The 17197-nt window shown below is 60.5% G+C and carries 14 protein-coding genes and 2 tRNA genes; 9 read left to right on the forward strand and 7 right to left on the reverse strand.

Annotated elements, in window-relative coordinates; translation table 11 throughout:
• The first annotated feature begins 81 nt into the window (after positions 1-81).
• The 6 genes from ACWICV_RS16470 to ACWICV_RS16495 all read left to right on the forward strand — a co-directional run bounded on the left by ACWICV_RS16470 (position 82) and on the right by ACWICV_RS16495 (position 8327).
• Entirely contained in the window at positions 82-1998 is a 1917-nt protein-coding gene (locus tag ACWICV_RS16470) for an ExeM/NucH family extracellular endonuclease (protein WP_454091355.1), read from the forward strand.
• 328 nt (positions 1999-2326) lie between these two features.
• Positions 2327-3655, forward strand: coding sequence for an ABC transporter substrate-binding protein (locus tag ACWICV_RS16475; protein ID WP_133835076.1), 1329 nt, complete (start codon positions 2327-2329; stop codon positions 3653-3655).
• 96 nt (positions 3656-3751) lie between these two features.
• Positions 3752-4915 carry a carbohydrate ABC transporter permease gene (locus ACWICV_RS16480; protein ID WP_454091356.1) on the forward strand — a complete coding sequence of 388 codons (1164 nt, stop codon included), beginning with the start codon at positions 3752-3754 and terminating at the stop codon, positions 4913-4915.
• Positions 4908-5795 carry a carbohydrate ABC transporter permease gene (locus ACWICV_RS16485; RefSeq protein ID WP_041648380.1) on the forward strand — a complete coding sequence of 296 codons (888 nt, stop codon included), beginning with the start codon at positions 4908-4910 and terminating at the stop codon, positions 5793-5795. Before ACWICV_RS16480 ends, ACWICV_RS16485 begins: the two co-directional genes overlap by 8 nt.
• The gene (locus tag ACWICV_RS16490) at positions 5795-7213 is read left to right on the forward strand and encodes a GH1 family beta-glucosidase (protein WP_454091357.1); all 1419 of its coding nucleotides are present in this window, start codon (positions 5795-5797) and stop codon (positions 7211-7213) included. Before ACWICV_RS16485 ends, ACWICV_RS16490 begins: the two co-directional genes overlap by 1 nt.
• Positions 7214-7313: 100 nt before the next feature.
• Positions 7314-8327, forward strand: a complete 1014-nt coding sequence (locus ACWICV_RS16495) for a LacI family DNA-binding transcriptional regulator (protein WP_454091358.1) — start codon at positions 7314-7316, stop codon at positions 8325-8327.
• A 77-nt stretch (positions 8328-8404) separates the two neighbouring features.
• Here the strand turns inward: ACWICV_RS16495 and ACWICV_RS16500 are convergent.
• The 3 genes from ACWICV_RS16500 to ACWICV_RS16510 all read right to left on the reverse strand — a co-directional run bounded on the left by ACWICV_RS16500 (position 8405) and on the right by ACWICV_RS16510 (position 9294).
• Positions 8405-8481 (reverse strand) — tRNA-Arg (locus ACWICV_RS16500).
• Positions 8482-8582: 101 nt separating this feature from the next.
• The gene (locus ACWICV_RS16505) at positions 8583-9158 is read right to left on the reverse strand and encodes a GNAT family N-acetyltransferase (RefSeq protein WP_332488285.1); all 576 of its coding nucleotides are present in this window, start codon (positions 9156-9158) and stop codon (positions 8583-8585) included.
• 59 nt (positions 9159-9217) lie between these two features.
• Positions 9218-9294: transfer RNA gene (locus ACWICV_RS16510), tRNA-Arg, on the reverse strand.
• Positions 9295-9611: 317 nt separating this feature from the next.
• Here ACWICV_RS16510 and ACWICV_RS16515 point away from each other — a divergent pair.
• The 3 genes from ACWICV_RS16515 to ACWICV_RS16525 all read left to right on the forward strand — a co-directional run bounded on the left by ACWICV_RS16515 (position 9612) and on the right by ACWICV_RS16525 (position 13219).
• Positions 9612-11444: a phosphoenolpyruvate carboxykinase (GTP) gene (locus ACWICV_RS16515; protein WP_105658807.1), complete on the forward strand. Its 1833-nt coding sequence runs from the start codon at positions 9612-9614 to the stop codon at positions 11442-11444.
• A gap of 168 nt (positions 11445-11612) precedes the next feature.
• On the forward strand, positions 11613-12140 hold the full coding sequence (locus ACWICV_RS16520) for a PadR family transcriptional regulator (protein ID WP_105658806.1): 528 nt from the start codon (positions 11613-11615) through the stop codon (positions 12138-12140).
• Positions 12137-13219: an alpha/beta fold hydrolase gene (locus ACWICV_RS16525; RefSeq protein ID WP_454091359.1), complete on the forward strand. Its 1083-nt coding sequence runs from the start codon at positions 12137-12139 to the stop codon at positions 13217-13219. The genes ACWICV_RS16520 and ACWICV_RS16525 overlap by 4 nt, the downstream gene beginning before the upstream one ends.
• A gap of 67 nt (positions 13220-13286) precedes the next feature.
• On the opposite strand, the gene ACWICV_RS16530 is transcribed toward ACWICV_RS16525, so the two are convergent.
• The 4 genes from ACWICV_RS16530 to ACWICV_RS16545 form a co-directional block, all read right to left on the reverse strand.
• Positions 13287-14462 (reverse strand): globin domain-containing protein, encoded by a 1176-nt coding sequence (locus ACWICV_RS16530; RefSeq protein ID WP_454091360.1) that lies wholly within the window; start codon positions 14460-14462, stop codon positions 13287-13289.
• A 146-nt stretch (positions 14463-14608) separates the two neighbouring features.
• A complete protein-coding gene (locus ACWICV_RS16535) occupies positions 14609-15067 on the reverse strand; it encodes an RrF2 family transcriptional regulator (protein ID WP_105662496.1) in 459 nt (152 codons plus the stop codon).
• Positions 15068-15144: 77 nt separating this feature from the next.
• Positions 15145-15615: a hypothetical protein gene (locus ACWICV_RS16540; protein WP_105658802.1), complete on the reverse strand. Its 471-nt coding sequence runs from the start codon at positions 15613-15615 to the stop codon at positions 15145-15147.
• A 12-nt stretch (positions 15616-15627) separates the two neighbouring features.
• Complete coding sequence (locus ACWICV_RS16545) at positions 15628-17061, reverse strand: phosphomannomutase/phosphoglucomutase (protein ID WP_166650881.1); 1434 nt, start codon at positions 17059-17061, stop codon at positions 15628-15630.
• Positions 17062-17197 lie beyond the last annotated feature (136 nt).

Consider the following 17197-nt stretch of genomic DNA (forward strand, 5'->3'; position numbering starts at 1 on the left):
AATCGGGCTTTGCTTACCTTGGAACCAGGCCCATGCACGCGGCAGGGCCGCCGCTGCTTGAATATCTACCTAGGGAAAAACATGATCAATAGACGTCCCACTCGCATCGCTGCCGCGGTGCTGGGAACCGCGCTTGCGGTTTCGAGCTTCTCGGCGGCGCACGCCGATACTGCCGAAATCACCCCCATCGAACAGATCCAGGGGACCGGCGACAGCTCACCCATGGCTGGCCGGGACGCAACTGTGCGCGGTGTTGTCACCGGAGCCTACGCCGACGGCGGATTCCGCGGCTTCTATCTGCAGAGCGCTGGCAGCGGCGTAGATGCCTCGGGCCAGGCGAGCTCGGCGATCTTCGTGTACGCGCCGGACGAGGTTTCCTCGGTGAGCGTCGGCGACCATGTCCAGGTTTCTGGCGAAGTGTCCGAATACTATGGCTTGACCCAGCTCAAGGCCGGCAGCGTCGAGGTGCTCGATGAACCGGCGCAGGGCGTCAAGCCGCTGGCGATTTCACTGCCGAGCAGCGATGCCGAGCGCGAGCGCTTTGAATCCATGCTGATCGAGCCGCAGGGCGAGTTCACCGTCTCGGACAATTACTCGCTGAACCAGTACGGCGAGCTGAGCCTGGCCATGGGCACCAGCGAGATCCTGCCCGGCGAACGGCTGCTGCGCCAGCCAACCGATGTCTTCAAGCCGGGCAGTGCCCAGGCCAAGGCTCTCGCGGCGGAAAACGAGCAGCGCTCGATCGTGGTCGATGACGGGGCCACGCTGAACTTCTCCACCAGCAAGAACAAGCAGATCGCCCTGCCGTACATCGACGCGCAGCAGCGCGTCACCGTGGGCGCTGACGCATCCTTCATCGCACCGGTCATTTTGGACTACCGCTACGATATGTGGCGTTTGCAGCCGCAGGGCCAGGTGGTCGGCGCCGATGATGCCGATATCGCCGTGAACTTCGAGCAGGTCGACAACGACGCTCCGCAAGAGGTGGGCGGCAATGTCAGCGTTGGCAGCTTCAACGTGCTGAACTACTTCACCACTACCGGCGACATGCTCGATGGGTGCTCGTACTACACCGACCGCGAGGGCAATCCAATCAATGTCCGCGGTGGTTGCGATGCGCGCGGCGCGGCGACCGCTGAAAGCTTTGAGCGCCAGCAGTCCAAGATCGTTGCCGCACTGGGCAAGTTCACCGCAGACGTGGTGGTCCTGGAAGAAATCGAGAACTCGGCACGCTTCGGACAGAACCGCGATGCCGCCCTGGCTCACTTGGTCAACGAGTTGAACCAGGAAGCTGGCCAGAAGGTTTGGAGCTATGTCCCGACCCCATCGGTTGTGCCCGCTGACGAAGATGTTATCCGCACCGCGATCATCTACCGCGACAAGTCAGTGAAGCCCATCGACGAGTCGGTCATCCTCGACGATCCAGCATTCGTGAACGCCCGGGATCCACTGGCCCAGGCCTTCCAGCGTGTCGGCGGAAACCAGAACACCCGCTTCCTGGTCGTTGCCAACCACTTCAAGTCCAAGGGCTCGGATCCTGCTGATGGATCGGGCAATGCCGACAGCGGCGATGGCCAAGGCGCTTGGAACGAAGCCCGTGTCGGCCAGGCGGAAGCGCTGGTTGGCTTCGCGGACGATCTGAAGAAATCGCGCAATACCGACCAGGTGCTGCTGGCGGGGGACTTCAACTCCTATTCGGCTGAAGATCCGATGCAGGTTCTGGTTGAAGCCGGGTACGTGGACCTCGGCGCCGCAGCCGATTCCCAGAGCTACCTCTACGACGGCTTGGTGGGCTCGCTGGACCACATCTTCGCTTCGGAGAAGCTGGCGGGCAAGGTGACTGGAGAAGACATCTGGAACATCAACGCCCTTGAATCCGTGGGCTACGAATACAGCCGCTACAACAACAACATCACTAACCTGTTCGCGGCTGACCAGTACCGTTCCTCGGATCATGACCCGGTGCTCGTCGGACTGCAGCTGGATAAGAAAAACTGACTTTTCCCGCCTGCGCGGTGGCCGGGCGCTCTTCTTCCCTGAAGAGCGCCTGGCCACCTTCTTTTAACCCGCTTTGGGGAACCCAAAGGGGTGCTGGCTGCGGGGCGGAGAATTCTTTGGGGGAAAAGGCTTGACAGAAAACTTCCATCGTGGAGAATTGTTGGAGAAGATTTGTGAGAGCGCTCACAAAATGTTTGGCAGAGTCGCTTTCATCGTTTCAGGCATCCAGGAAATCGCAGGAATTTTCTTTTTTGCCGTATTTTGAGAGCGCTCTCAAACTTGTTGGCGCTCGCCCGCTCGCACGATTCATATCCGAAATGGAGTCACCGTGAAACCCTCACGCAAATCCCCACTGGCACTGGCCACGGCCGTTGCCGGAAGCATCGCCCTGGTAGCAACCGGCTGCGCAGCCGACGCAAGCAAGGATGCCCAGCCGGCCTCGGCTGATAACCCGGTCACGCTGACCGTGACGACCTTCGGCACCCAGGGACTGGACCCGCTGTACGAGAAGTACCAGAAGGAAAACCCTGGAATCACCATCGAAGCCACCAACATCGACACCGGTGGCAACGCGTTGACCGACTGGAAGACCAAGCAGGCTGCGGGTGCCGGCCTGCCAGATGTCCAAGCAGTGGAAGAAGGCTGGCTGGGCCAGGTGATGTCGGTTGCAGATTCCTTCACCGATCTGCGCGAGTTCGGTGCCAATGAGGTAGCGGGGGATTGGGTTGACTGGAAGGTCAAGCAGGCCACCGACCCAGAAGGCCGCGTCATTGGCTACGGTACGGACATTGGGCCGATGGGCATCTGCTTCAATGCCAAGCTGTTCAAGGACGCTGGCATGCCCAGCGAGCGCGAAGAAGTTGCCGAGTTGCTCGGTGGCGACGACGCAACCTGGGAAGACTTCTTCAAGGCAGGCAACGAGTATGTGAAGAAGACCGACAAGGCCTTCTACGACCAGTCCGGTTTCGTCTGGAATTCCATGGTCAATCAGCTCGACGAGGGCTACTACAAGGCTGACGGATCACTGAATATCGAGGGCAACGCTGAACTGCGCGAGCGCTGGGACCTGCTCTCCGATGCTGCGTCCAAGGGGCTGTCGGCCAACCAGACCCAGTGGGACTGGGGCAAGGGCCAGGCCTTCGTTGACGGTTCCTTCGCCGTCATGCCTTGCCCGGGCTGGATGCTTGGCACGGTCAAGGGCCAGGTTGAGGGTGCCGGCGGAGACTCCAGCGCAGGCTGGGACTTCGCAGATGTCTTCCCGGGCGGCGCGGCCAACTGGGGTGGCTCGTTCCTGACCGTGCCGACCACCTCCGAGCACCCGGCCGAGGCTGCGAAGCTCGCCCAGTACCTGACCAGCGCATCGTCGCAGGCGACCTCATTCGAGGAAGCCGGCACGTTCCCTTCGAACCTGGAAGCGCAGAAGTCCGATGCAGTGACCGGCACGAATGAGATGAGCGAATTCTTCAATAACGCACCGGTGGGCGAAATCCTGGGCAACCGCGCCAACGGCGTCCAGGCCCAGTACAAGGGCCCTCAGGATTCGGTGATCCAGGAGCAGGTCTTCGGCCCGGCTATCAAGGCGATCGATGCTGGCAGCGACAGCGAGACCGCCTGGAACAAGGCCCTCTCGACCCTGCAGGAACTGGAAATCAAGTAATCCCGTAGCCCGCTTCGAATCCAGGCAAGGGCCGCGGCACGCAACGAGGTTGCGGCCCATGCCTGGACAGCTACTGCAGCAGGAAAGATGCCACTGATGAGCACCACAACACACGATGCCCCGGAACAAGACCGGGACGCCAGCGCGCCCAGTCCGCAGCCCCAGCGTTGGAACAAGGGGAACAATGCTCCGGCCGGGGATACGCCGGCCGAGACCAGGGACGAGCGGAGGACGCGCCGCCGGCACCTTCGCGGGCGGTGGGATTTCAAGTACTCCCCATATCTCTACATCTCGCCTTTCTTCATCCTCTTCGGCCTGGTGGGCCTGTTCCCCCTGATCTACACGTTCGTCGTCTCGATCAATGACTGGGATCTGCTCGGCGGAGCAGGAGCCTGGATCGGCCTGGAAAACTACAAAGCCGAACTGACCTCTCCGCTGTTCTGGAATTCCCTGTTCAATACCTTCAGCATCTTCCTGCTTTCGGCCATCCCGCAATTGGTGATCGCGACGTTCATCGCGGCCATGCTGGACCAGAACATCCGCGCCAAGACCTTCTGGCGCATGAGCGTGCTGGTTCCCTACGTGGTCACGCCGGTGGCCGTCACACTGATTTTCTCCTCGGCATTCGACGAGCAGTATGGCGTGCTGAACAACCTGCTGGCCGCCGTGAATATCGACCCGATCGCGTGGAAGACCGAGGTCTTCCCGTCGCATATGGCTATTGCGACCATGGTGAACTGGCGCTGGACCGGCTACAACGCGCTGATCCTGCTGGCAGCCATGCAAGCGGTGCCACGCGAACTGCATGAATCGGCGGCCATCGACGGCGCCGGCGTGATCCGCCGCTTCTTCTCGATTACCTTGCCCAGCATCCGCCCCACGATGATCTTCGTGATCATCACTGCCACTATCGGCGGCCTGCAGATCTTCACCGAACCCAAGCTGTTCAACCCCAGCAGCTCGGTTCCAGGCGGCCCGGACCGCCAGTACCAGACCACGGTGCTCTACCTCTGGGACCTGGCCTTCAATCGCGGGGACTTCGGACGCGCCTCGGCCGTGGCCTGGATCCTCTTCCTGATCATCATCGTGATCGGCGTGATCAATTTCCTGATCTCCGGATCCATCGCTTCCTCGGCCGACAAGAAGGGCGCCGGCAGCACTGGCAGAACCCGAGCGGCACGTCGGGCAGCTGCCCGAGCCCAAGCCAAAGCAGCAAAGCCGGCCAACGGAACGCAGAGCGGAAGTGCAGCAAATGAGTAATGCAACAGTGGAACGCCCCGCGCGCCAGGTCCGTGCGCCCCAGCGCCGCGGCAAGAACTTCTCCATGGACCGCCGTCCTGGCTTCCTCACCTACGGAATCCTGCTGGCCTTCCTCATTGGCAGCACCTACCCGCTGTGGTATTCGTTCGTCATCGGTTCCTCCACCGGTGCGGTGTTCGCCTCGGCGTACCCGCCGCTGCTGCCAGGTGGCCAGTTCTGGACCAATGTCGCCGAAGTCCTGGACTCCGTCGATTTCTGGGCGGCCCTGGGCAACAGCATCATCGTCTCCTCGGTAATCACCTTCTCGGTGGTTTCCTTCTCCACCCTGGCAGGCTACGCGTTCGCCAAATTGCGCTTCCGCGGACGCCAGGGGCTGCTGGTCTTCGTGATCGCGACCTTGGCCGTGCCCACCCAGCTGGGCATCATCCCGATGTTCATGATGATGAAGCAATTCGGCTGGACCGGCTCGCTGGGAGCCATCATCATCCCGACCCTGGTCACTGCCTTCGGCGTATTCTTCATGCGCCAGTACCTGGTGGAGAACATCCCCGATGAACTGATTGAGGCCGCCCGCGTGGATGGCGCCTCCATGATCGGCACCTTCTGGCATGTAGGGGTTCCAGCGGCTCGCCCGGCGATGGCGATCCTGTCGCTGTTCACCTTCATGACCGCCTGGACCGACTACCTGTGGCCCATGCTGGTGGCACCGCAGAACCCAACCTTGCAGGTGGCGTTGAGCCAACTGCAGTCTGCCCGATACGTTGACTACACCATCGTGATGACCGGGGCCCTGCTGGCCACGATCCCGCTGCTGGTGCTCTTCATACTTGCAGGCAAACAACTTGTATCCGGAATTATGGCAGGAGCTGTAAAGGGCTAATGATGAACCACCTATCCCAAAAATTCGCGTGGCCTAAGGAATTCTTGTGGGGCTCGGCTACGGCAGCAGCCCAGATCGAAGGCGCTGGCCATTCCTACGGCAAGGAAGATTCGGTCTGGGACGCCTTCGCCCGCAAGGAAGGGGCCATCGCAGGAGGTGAGAACCTCGAAGTCGCAGTGGACCACTACCACCGCTACCGCGAAGATGTGCAGCTCATGCGCGAACTGGGCCTGGACTCCTACCGGTTCTCCACCAGCTGGGCTCGCGTGGTCCCCGGGGGCCGCACCGTGAACCCCGAAGGCCTGGATTTCTACTCCCGGCTGGTCGACGAGCTGCTGGAGAATGGCATCCTGCCGTGGCTGACGCTCTACCACTGGGATCTGCCGCAGGTATTGGAAGAGCGCGGTGGCTGGACCAACCGCGAGACCTCCTACAAATTCCTCGAATACGCGGAGGCTGTGCATGAAAAGCTCGGCGACCGCGTGCAGCACTGGACGACGTTCAACGAACCGCTGTGCTCTTCGCTGATTGGCTACGCCGCCGGCGAGCATGCCCCTGGACGCCAAGAACCTCAAGCGGCGCTGGCAGCGGTGCACCACCAGCATCTGGCCCACGGGTTGGCCACCGCCCGACTGCGCGAACTGGGCGCGGAGCATATCGGCATCACGCTGAACCTGACCAATGCGGTTCCGAATAATCCCGGCGATCCGGTGGATCTGGAAGCAGCGCGCCGCGTCGACGCATTGTGGAACCGCATGTACCTGGACCCTGTCCTGCGCGGTTCCTATCCCGAAGACCTGCTTGAAGACGTCCGGGGTTTGGGGCTGGCTGAAGTCATTGAAGCAGGGGACCTGGAGATCATCTCGCAGCCAATCGACTTCTTGGGCGTGAACCACTACCACGATGACAACGTTTCAGGCCATCCGCTGCCCGCCGGCCAGCCGCAACCCGTGGTGCCTACCGATTCGCCGAAGTCTTCGCCTTTTGTCGGCAGCGAGTATGTGACCTTCCCGGCACGCGACCTGCCGCGCACGGCCATGGGCTGGGAAGTGAATCCTGAAGGGCTGCGCGTGCTGTTGAACCGGTTGAACCGGGACTACGCTAACCTTCCGTCGCTGTACATCACGGAGAACGGCGCTTCCTACACCGATACGGTGACGGAGGCCGGAACCGTTGAAGATCCCGAACGCGAGGAATACATCCTCAACCACCTTGATGCTGTGGCCCGCGCGATAGAAGACGGTGTGGATGTCCGCGGATACTTTGTCTGGTCTTTGCTGGACAATTTCGAATGGGCTTGGGGCTACGCGAAGCGCTTTGGCATTATCCACGTCGATTACCAGACCCAGGTGCGAACGATTAAGAATAGTGGCAAGGCCTACGCAGGGTTGATTGCCGCAAACCGTACAATGGCATAACACCTGAGCATGATGGTCCGCAGCCTGCCGATGGTGCTGCGGACCATCATCGTGTTTCACCGACGGACTACTGCAAGGCACCTGGATAAAGATCATGATCATGCACGAAGCGCGGAGCCCGAAACCGACCCTCGAGTTGGTGGCAGAACGCGCAGGTGTCTCACGGGCCACGGTCTCCCGTGTAGTGAATGGCTCGGATCGGGTGAAGCCAGGGGCTCGCAAGGCTGTTGAATTGGCGATCCGCGAATTGAACTACGTGCCTAACCGTGCCGCCCGTTCCCTGGCGCAGGGCCGGACCAATTCCATCGCCTTGGTGGTTCCCGAGAACACCGCGAAGTTCTTCGCAGACCCGTACTTCGCCAAGGTCGTCCAGGGCGCTGCCCAGTACCTGGCCGATACCGAATTCATGCTCACCTTGCTGCTGTCCACCGAAGCGGATCCGGTGAAAACTACCCGTTACCTGCAGGGCAGCAATGTGGATGGCGCGCTGGTGCTTTCGCACCACGCGGATGACCGTTCCTATGCGGATCTCGGAACTGTGTTGCCCATGGTTTATGGCGGACGCACCATGAGCACCGATCAAAAGGACATCTATGTTGTCGATATCGACAACATCGCCGCCGCGAGGCAAGCGACTGAGGTCATCATTGACCAGGGGCGCACCAAGCTGGCAATTATTGCCGGGCCACAGGACATGGGCGCGGGACTGGACCGTTTGGTGGGATTCAAGCAGGCAGTTGAACGCGCGGGCCTGGAGCCTGCGGCTATTGAGATCGGCGACTTCACCCCGGCTAGCGGACGGCGCATCATGCAGCAGCTGCTGGACGCGGATGTTGCGGTAGACGGCCTGTTTGCCGCCAGTGCCCAGATGGGCTTCGGAGCTTTGCAGGCCCTAGGGGAAGCTGGTGTGAAAGTGCCGGAGGACATTTCGGTAACGTCCGTTGATGATGACTCTTTCGCGCGAAGCTCGACACCGCCGTTGACGACCATTGCGCAGAACCCGGAGCGCCAGGGCGAAATCATGGCGGAACTGTTGATCAAACGCATCAACGGAGAACAGGTACCCGAGTGGAGCATCATGGACACGAAATTGGTGTTGCGCGCTTCGCACTAGTCTGTTGCGGCACCGCTGCCGTTCCCCGCCGGGATTTAACAAAAAAATTCCCACTCGATCGAGTGGGAATTTTCAGTTGGTGCGCCCAAAGGGATTCGAACCCCTGACCTTCTGTTCCGTAGACAGACGCTCTATCCAGCTGAGCTATGGGCGCATATTCATTTATTAGCAGTCTTGACGACTTGAATAACTTTACACGAGATTTCCGGGGAGCAAGAACCAAAACAGCAAAAAGTGCCGTGATTCACAAAATAACTAGTCGACTACGGAATCACTGGGATTGGAAGCCGAATGATCGTGCAATATCGCTTGGTAGAGGTTGTGGTTCTGCCAGCGTCCTTCGATCTCCAGATAGTTCGGCGCCATGCCAATTCGGACGAAGCCGTTCTTTTCAAGAACGCGCTGCGAGCCGTAATTGTGGGGGAGCGTACTGGCTTCCAGCCGGTGCAAGCCCAGATCGTTGAGCGCCACCGTGCGCAAGGTGGCCACGGCTCGGGAAGCCAAGCCCCGCCCGGTGTATTCATGATCGATCCAGTAGCCCAGGCTGGCGCTTTGGAATGCGCCACGGGCCACTCCGCTGATATTAAAGCGTCCGATGAGCGCATCCCGTTCGAAGAGCCCGAAGGGAAAGGCCAATCCGCTTCGGCGAGCTTCTGAGGCGGCTGCGAGGTGTGCCGCTTGCCGCGTCTCGGTGAAGAATTCTGCGGGGCGAGCCGGCTCCCAGGGCTCCAGGTGCTGTCGATTGCGCTGGTAGGACTCAGCGACTTGCTTTGCGTCGGCGACTTCCAGCAGGCGCAGGCTGAGCTGGCCGCCTAGAGCAAGCTGTGTCATCGGGCAATCCTTTGGGGGAAACAAAAAATTCCCACTCGAGCGAGTGGGAATTTTTCAGTTGGTGCGCCCAAAGGGATTCGAACCCCTGACCTTCTGTTCCGTAGACAGACGCTCTATCCAGCTGAGCTATGGGCGCATATTCTTTTGTCTGGCTTGTTCTCACGAACCTCGAATAACTATACAGGTCGATTTCGCGCTGTACAAATCGACGGGCAAAGCTAGTGGGTCCAGATGAACATAAGGTTATGTGAAGACGTTGAAAGGGTACCGGTCTACGTGACCTTCGTCACATAATCGAGTCAATTCGTTTAGATCAACCCCCGGAATTTCGGGAATTTTTTCCTTCTGGTCCTCCGGGTTTCACTTTCATGAGGTTTCGATCACACGGCGCTGGAGTTGAGCACCTAATAGCCTTGATTTATTGCAAGTTCAGCCCAATGGAGGGAATGGATAATGAGCACGAGCTCGGATCAGAACGTTATCAGCGCAGCACCTACTTCGCACGAGAAGTTGGCATCCTGGGTTGAGGAAGTTGCCGCACTGACGAAGCCGGATCGTGTTTATTGGGTTGATGGGTCAGCTGAAGAAAATGATCGCCTGACTGCCGAGCTGGTTGAAGCCGGCACTTTGGTCAAGCTGACCGATCCGAACTTCCCTAACTCTTACGCTGGTTTCTCGGACCCCAAGGATGTGGCCCGAGTCGAAGAGCGCACCTTCATCTGCTCCGAAAAGGAAGAAGATGCAGGCTTCACCAATAATTGGGAAGACCCAACCAAGATGAAGTCCATGCTCAGCGGCCTGTTCGATGGCTCGATGCGCGGACGCACCATGTACGTCATCCCATTCGTCATGGGCCCGCTGAACGCGGAAGTGCCTGCCTACGGCGTGGAAATCACCGATTCCGCCTACGTCGTTGCCTCGATGCGCATCATGGCCAAGATCGGCAATGAAGTACTGCGCAAGATGGAAGCCGAGGACGCATTCTTCGTTCCAGCGCTGCACTCGGTAGGTGCACCCCTGGAGCCGGGCCAGGAAGATGTTGCCTGGCCATGCAACGAAGACAAGTGGATCGTGCACTTCCCCGAAGAGCGCGCCATCATGTCCTACGGTTCGGGCTACGGCGGCAACGCGCTGCTGGGCAAGAAGTGCTACTCGCTGCGCATCGCCTCGGCGATGGCCCGCGATGAAGGCTGGCTCGCAGAGCACATGCTCATCCTGAAGCTGACCAGCCCGCAGAACAAGTCGTACCATATTGCCGCGGCATTCCCGTCGGCCTGCGGCAAGACCAACCTGGCGCTGCTGGATCCAACCATTGAAGGCTGGAAGACTGAGACCCTGGGCGATGACATCAACTGGATGCGCATCGGCAAGGACGGCGAGCTGCGCGGCGTTAACCCCGAATACGGCCTGTTCGGCGTGGCGCCAGGCACCGGCTGGTCCACCAACCCGAACGCGATGCGCGCCATCTCCAAGGGCAACAACATCTTCACCAATGTTGCGCTGACCGATGACGGCGGCGTCTGGTGGGAGGGCATGACCGACGAGGCTCCTGCGCACCTGACCGACTGGTTGGGCAACGACTGGACTCCTGAATCCGGTCGTCCGGCAGCGCACCCTAATTCGCGCTTCTGCACCCCGATCGACCAGGTCGACATGCTTTCCGAGGACTACTACTCGCCTAACGGCGTGAAGATCGATGCGATCCTCTTCGGCGGCCGCCGCAAGACCACCATTCCGCTGGTGACCGAAGCCCGCAGCTGGACCAACGGCATCTTCATGGGTTCGACCCTTTCCTCCGAGACCACCGCAGCCGCTGCAGGTGCGACCGGAGTGATTCGCCGTGACCCGATGGCGATGCTGCCATTCATCGGCTACAACGCAGGCGACTACCTGAACCACTGGGACAAGATCTCGAACAAGCTCAACCCAGAGCAGATGCCGAAGATCTTCCTGGTCAACTGGTTCCGCCGCACGGCTGACGGTGGCTTCGCGTGGCCAGGGTTCGGCGACAATTCGCGTGTGCTCAAGTGGGCTGTCGAGCGTATCGAAGGCACCGCGGACGCCCGGGAAACCATCATCGGAAACGTCCCGACCGGCGAGTCCCTGGATTTGGCTGGCCTTGAAGGGTTCACCCCAGCCGACGTTGAAGCGGCAGTAGCCGTCAACAAGGATGAATGGGCTACCGAAGTCGAGGCCATCGAAGAGTGGTACGCCAAGTTCGGCGATGCGCTGCCGGCTTCGCTGCGTGCAGAGCTCGACGGCTTGAAGGATCGCCTGAACGCATAGTTGACTAGGATCTCCAGCAGATCCGCACATGAGAACGCCCCGGTGACTGGAATTCCAGTCACCGGGGCGTTCTCGTGCGCCACGGAGGAATTGTCACAATCCGGGTACAGTTTCCACACGCCGGGGCAAAGTGGGTGCAAAATCAACTATTTATGAAAAGATTGCTCTATGGTTTTGGCACGATTGATTCTCGGGCTGCTGTGCTTGTCGCCCATGACTGGCTACGAGCTCAAGAAGCACTTTGACTCCTCTATTAACCACTTCTGGAACGCAGACAAGGCGCAGATCTATCGCACTTTGGCGCAGCTGGTGGACAAGGGGTATGCCACCGTGCGCACCGTCGCGCAGTCGAATTACCCTGACCGCCAGGAACACCACATCACGGAAACGGGACGTGCGGCACTGGCCCAGTGGCTTTCTGCTGGTGCGGTGCAGTCTCCCGAGCGTGATCCCTTCATGGGGCAGGTGTTCTTCGCCGCCGAACTCGAACGCGATGATATCCAGAGCTTGCTGGAGGAGCGCCGCCAAGCCACGCAGTTCATCCTCGATGACTACCTCTCCCAGCGCGAAGGCATTGACATGCGAGCCGCTGCGGACCGTCGCAGCTTCCTGATGGCTGCCACACTTGACCATGCAATCCGACAACAAGCCGCGGAGCTGGAATGGCTCGACGCGGTATTGGAGTACTTGCCATGACTGCAGCCAAAGACCAGAACAAGACCCCTGCAAGCGGTGCCGGGCGCGATGCCACCGATTATCCGGAAGTGCATCCCGGGCGGCATCATGATGGGCAACGGTCGATGAAGACCCTGGTCTTCCTCCACGGCGGAAACGTCGGCAACTGGAGCTGGGACCCGCAGGTTCTGGCCTTTGGCGACTGCAACATCCTGACTCTGCACCTGCCGGCCTTTGGTGCCCGGTTCGAGGAAACCTGGGATGGCCTGGAATCCGCCGCCGATGATGTCGCCGCCTTGATCGCCGACGAGGTTTCCGAAGGCGGCGTGCATCTGGTTGGCATTTCCCTGGGTGGAGTGATTGCTTTGCACGTGGCCGCACGGCATCCGGAGCTCGTTGACTCCGTGCTGATTACCGGCACTCCGGTGACCGGTGTGGGGCAGGCGGCCCGGGCTTTCCAGCGGATGCAGCTCAAGCTCATTGGCAGCGAGTGGTTCTGGCGTTTCCAGGCTGGTGCCTACGGAATGGTGGATGATGAGCGCGAGCTGTTCACCGAGCACGGCGTGAAGCTCAAAGCCGAGAACATGCGGGCCATCATGGACGAGATGGACCCGGGGGGATTGCCGCAGAAGCTCGGCTCCTACCGGGGCCCGGTACTGGCCCTCGCTGGAGCCAAGGAGCCCAAAGTTGTGCAGAAATCCTTTGGCGCGCTGCGCGCAAGGCTCCCGCAGGTGATCACGCGCGTGGTTCCGGGCATGCACCACCAATGGAATATCGAGAACCCGATCCTGTTCAACTCGGTGCTGCGCAAGTGGATTTCCGATGCGGGCCTGCACCAGATCCTGGTTGATCCGCAGGCTGCGAAGCCGGCACCCGGCGCGAAAGCAACACCGGTGGAACAAGCCGCTGAAGCGCCGGCGAATCAGGACCTGGAAGCCGGGGAGCCCCCGCCGCCAGCTCAAGAAGCCGGACAGAAGAAGCCTGGCAGGTTCGCCGGGAAAATCGATCCTCGAAAGCTGGACCCGAAAAAGTTCGATTTGAAGAAGAAGGCGCCGAAACAGGGCGGCAAGCCGGATTCTCCTGCGGATACCGGAAAATAAAGGCAAAAAAGTGCTGCAGGCGGATTCCCCATCGATCCACCTGCAGCACGGCTCTGTCACCAGGAAGCTAGGCAGCGAGCCATACATCCGGGCCGAAGACTTCGTAGTGGATACGCTCGGCCGGGATGCCGGCTTCCAGCGCCTGGTTGCGCATTGCATGCATGAATGGCAGCGGGCCGCACAAGTAGACCTGGGCATTCCCGGTCAGTGCGCCGGCGAGATCCATGTAGCCGGACGTGGCGTTCAGCCCCTCCGGCAATTCCCCGCGTTCGAACCAGGTGCCGATGGTGGCTTCTGGCAGCTTGCCGATGGATTCGAGCATCTGCTCGCGCAATGGCCAGGCGGTGGCCGTCTGGTCTGCGTGCAGCACGGTGACCTTGCGGGTGGAGCCGCGTGCGGCCAGGGTCTGCAACGCGGCCGCACTCGGGGTGCAGCCGATTCCGGCGGTGGCGATCACCAGCGGCGGGCCATCGTCATCGATGACCAGGTCGCCATACGGATTCGATAGCTCCACCACGTCGCCGAGTTTCAGGTCATGGTGGATCACCGGGGAGAATTCGCCGTTCACATCCAGTTTGACCGTGACGGTGCGGCGATCGGTTCGCTCGATGTCGCCGCTCAAGGTGTACTGGCGGACCTGGCGCAGGCCGTCGGCCATCGGCATGCGGACCGAAACGAATTGGCCCGGCTTGGCGACGGTGGCAGGGGTCCGGTCAGCTGGCTCGAAGCTGAAGCAGACCGAATCAACGCCGGTTTCGATGCGCTCGACAAGCTTCCACGGGGTGTAGATCTCGGCGTTGGCCTGCTGCGCGTACAAGCCTTTCTCGATCTTGACCAGCGCGTGGGCCATCAGCCAGTAGACCTCGGTCCAGGCCTCGGCGATCTGCGGAGTCAGCGCCTCGCCCAGGTCTTCGGCGATGGCGTCGAAGAGGTGCTTGTAGACGATGGGGTACTGCTCCTCGGCGACACCGAGGGAAGCGTGCTTGTGGGCTACGCGCGCGAGCATGGTTTCCGGAGTGGTGCCCGGGTACTTGACCAAGTAGGTTGCGAAGACTGCGATGGATCCCGCCAAGGCCTGCTGCTGGGTGCCGTTCTTCTGGTTCGAACGGGAGAAGATTCCGTCGAGCAGTTCCGGGTGAGCGGTGAACAGGCGGTTGTAGAAGTTCGGGGTAATGCTGGAAATGCGCTCTGCGATGATTGGCAACGTGGCTTCAACGACCGGGAAGGACTTCGTGGACAGCATCGGGTCTCCTTGGAGTAGGCGATAACTTGTATTCCAGATACAAGATTTATGATTCATTTCTACGCCTAGTAGAAAAGGATTGCAAATCCACCGGCCGGTATTCGTAACAGAAATCGGCGATGCGACCCCCGGGGGGCGCAGGGGAATCAGGAAAGGGCGCGCACCGTAGGGAAGGGGAGCGCCGTGAAGGGCATCGCGGATGATGCTGGGCAGATGTCCTGGATGGTCAGCGGGTCCAGTGAAGCGTAGAAAGCTTCGCGGGCCTGCCGGAAGACTGCCCGCAAGCGGCAGCTGCCCGAAAGCGGGCAGTTGGATTGCGCGTCATGATCGGAGCAATCCACAATATCGGTGCGCTTGTCCAACTTGCGCAGCAGTGAGCCGAGGGAAAAATCCAGTGCTCCATCGCTCAGCTGCGCGCCGCCATTGCGGCCGCGGGTGACCTGCAGGATTCCCAGCGTGCGCAGTTCCAGGACGGCTTTGGCAACGTGGTTGTAGGGAACCCCCACGGACTCGGCGATCTGGCGGCTGGTCAGTTGCCCGGTGCCGGGCGTTGCAAGGACCATGACGGTTCGCAAGCATACGTCGGTGAAGGCACTGAGTTTCATGATTCCTACTTTACGTGCGAAAAGACTTCCGGGGTCAGCATAGTGACTATGCCGACCCCGGAATTACCAACTGCGGTCTAGAGCGCGTTGGCCCAAATGGCTTCCGCCGACTCTGCCGCTGGCTCGTCGAAGATCCATTCGCCGCCTGGCTCTGCAGGCATGGTGTACGGCTGCACGATGGCCAAGGCCGCACCGACACGGTGCTCGGCCACAATGTGGATGGCATCCTGGTCGTTTTCCTGGAGCAGCACATCCGAGGCGACAGCGATCGCCTGGAAGTGGGTGCCCTGCTGGTTCAGCACCTGCATCAGGTCCGCAACCATGGCTTCGGTGTCGATGTCGGCTTCCGGATCCTCAGGATCATCCGTTGGCGGAACAGCGATCAAGCGCAGCTCCGGCTCGTCTTCCTCTTCCTTCGGCTCCAGCGCGATCGCGAAAGGCAGGAACACGCCCTGCTCTTCGAGCTGTTCGCGGGCCACGCCCAGGGCGGTGCCCAAGACCTTGTTCAGCGCGTCCTTGACGCCCTCATCCAGTTCTTCGAGGTTCATGTCTTCCCTTTGCTAGTTGGTGACGTTCTTTTCACGCACGATAGCCAGAACGGCATCGCGGATGGGCTCAATGATTTCTGCGGTCCGGCCTTCGCCGTTGAAACGCAGGAATGGTTCGGTGTTCGATGGGCGCAGATTGATCCACCAGCTGCCATCGGCCGCTGAAATGGTCGTGCCGTCCATGGTGATCACTTCTACTGGCTGGTCTTGGAAATGCGACACGACCCGGGCAGTGGCACCTGCCTTGTCCTCGACCTCTGAATTGATTTCACCGGTGGCAGCGTAGGGTTCGTATTCGGCACCCAGCTCGGAGAGCGGCAGTTCCTGCTCGCCCAAGGCGGCCAGCACATGCATGGCAGCGAGCATGCCGGTATCGGCATTGTAGAAGTCGCGGAAGTAGTAGTGGGCGGAATGCTCGCCGCCGAAGACCGCGCCCTGCGAAGCCATTTCAGCTTTGATGAAGGAGTGGCCTACGCGGGTCATCACCGGAACGCCTCCGGACTTGGCGACGAATTCAGGCACCGCCTTGGAAGTGATCAAGTTGTGGATGATCACCGGGGACTCTTCGCCAGCTGCCTGCACACGGGCGATTTCGCGCACCGCGACCAGTGCGGTGATAGCCGAAGGGGACAGCGGCAGTCCGCGCTCGTCGATAACGAAGCAGCGGTCGGCATCGCCGTCGAAAGCCAGGCCGAGATCGGCCCCGTGCTCCAGTACTGCGGATTGCAGGTCCTTGAGGTTTTCCGGTTCCAGCGGATTGGCCGGGTGGTTGGGGAAAGTGCCATCCAGCTCGAAATACAGCGGAACAATTTCGAGCGGCAGCTCAGCGAGCACCGTACCCCCAAGAACTGCGGGGGTAGTCATGCCGCCCATGCCGTTTCCGGCATCCACCACGATCTTCAGCGGACGAATGCCCGACAAGTCCACCAATTCTCGCAGGTATGCTGCATAGTCGGCCAGCACGTCGCGCTCGCTGATGCTGCCCTGCGGGGCGTCACCGGAGACCGGCAGTCCCTCGTCAAGGTACTGCTGGGCCAGGTCGCGAATGTCGAACAGACCGGTAGCCGAAGAAATCGGGCGGGCGCCAGACTTGGACATCTTAATGCCGTTGTACTGGGCGGGATTGTGGCTGGCGGTGAAGACAACACCGGCGGCATTGAGCTTGCCCGATGCGAAGTACAGCTCATCGGTGGAGATCAATCCGAGCATGATCACGTTGGCGCCGCGGTAGGTGGCGCCACGAGCGAAGGCTTGGGCGAATTCTGCGGAAGATGGGCGCATGTCACCGCCAACCAGTACTTCCTTGCCGGACAGGGACAGGACGTCGACAAAGGCCGCGCCGATGGCTTCAATTGCTTCGGCATCCAGGTTCTCGCCGACTACGCCGCGTACGTCGTAGGCCTTAAAGCTCTGATTAAGATCAATTTCTTCACTCACGCCTTTCAGCCTACCGGTTTGACTGATTCAAATCATTGAGAACTAGGCGATTGCGGATGGGAAATGCCTAACATTTCAGCTATTTTCCCCTGTCGGCACCGCAGCTTGCGAGAGTTCATCCACAATTAGCGGACGCCACGGGCTA

It is taken from the genome of Glutamicibacter sp. NPDC055354 (genome assembly GCF_053644955.1).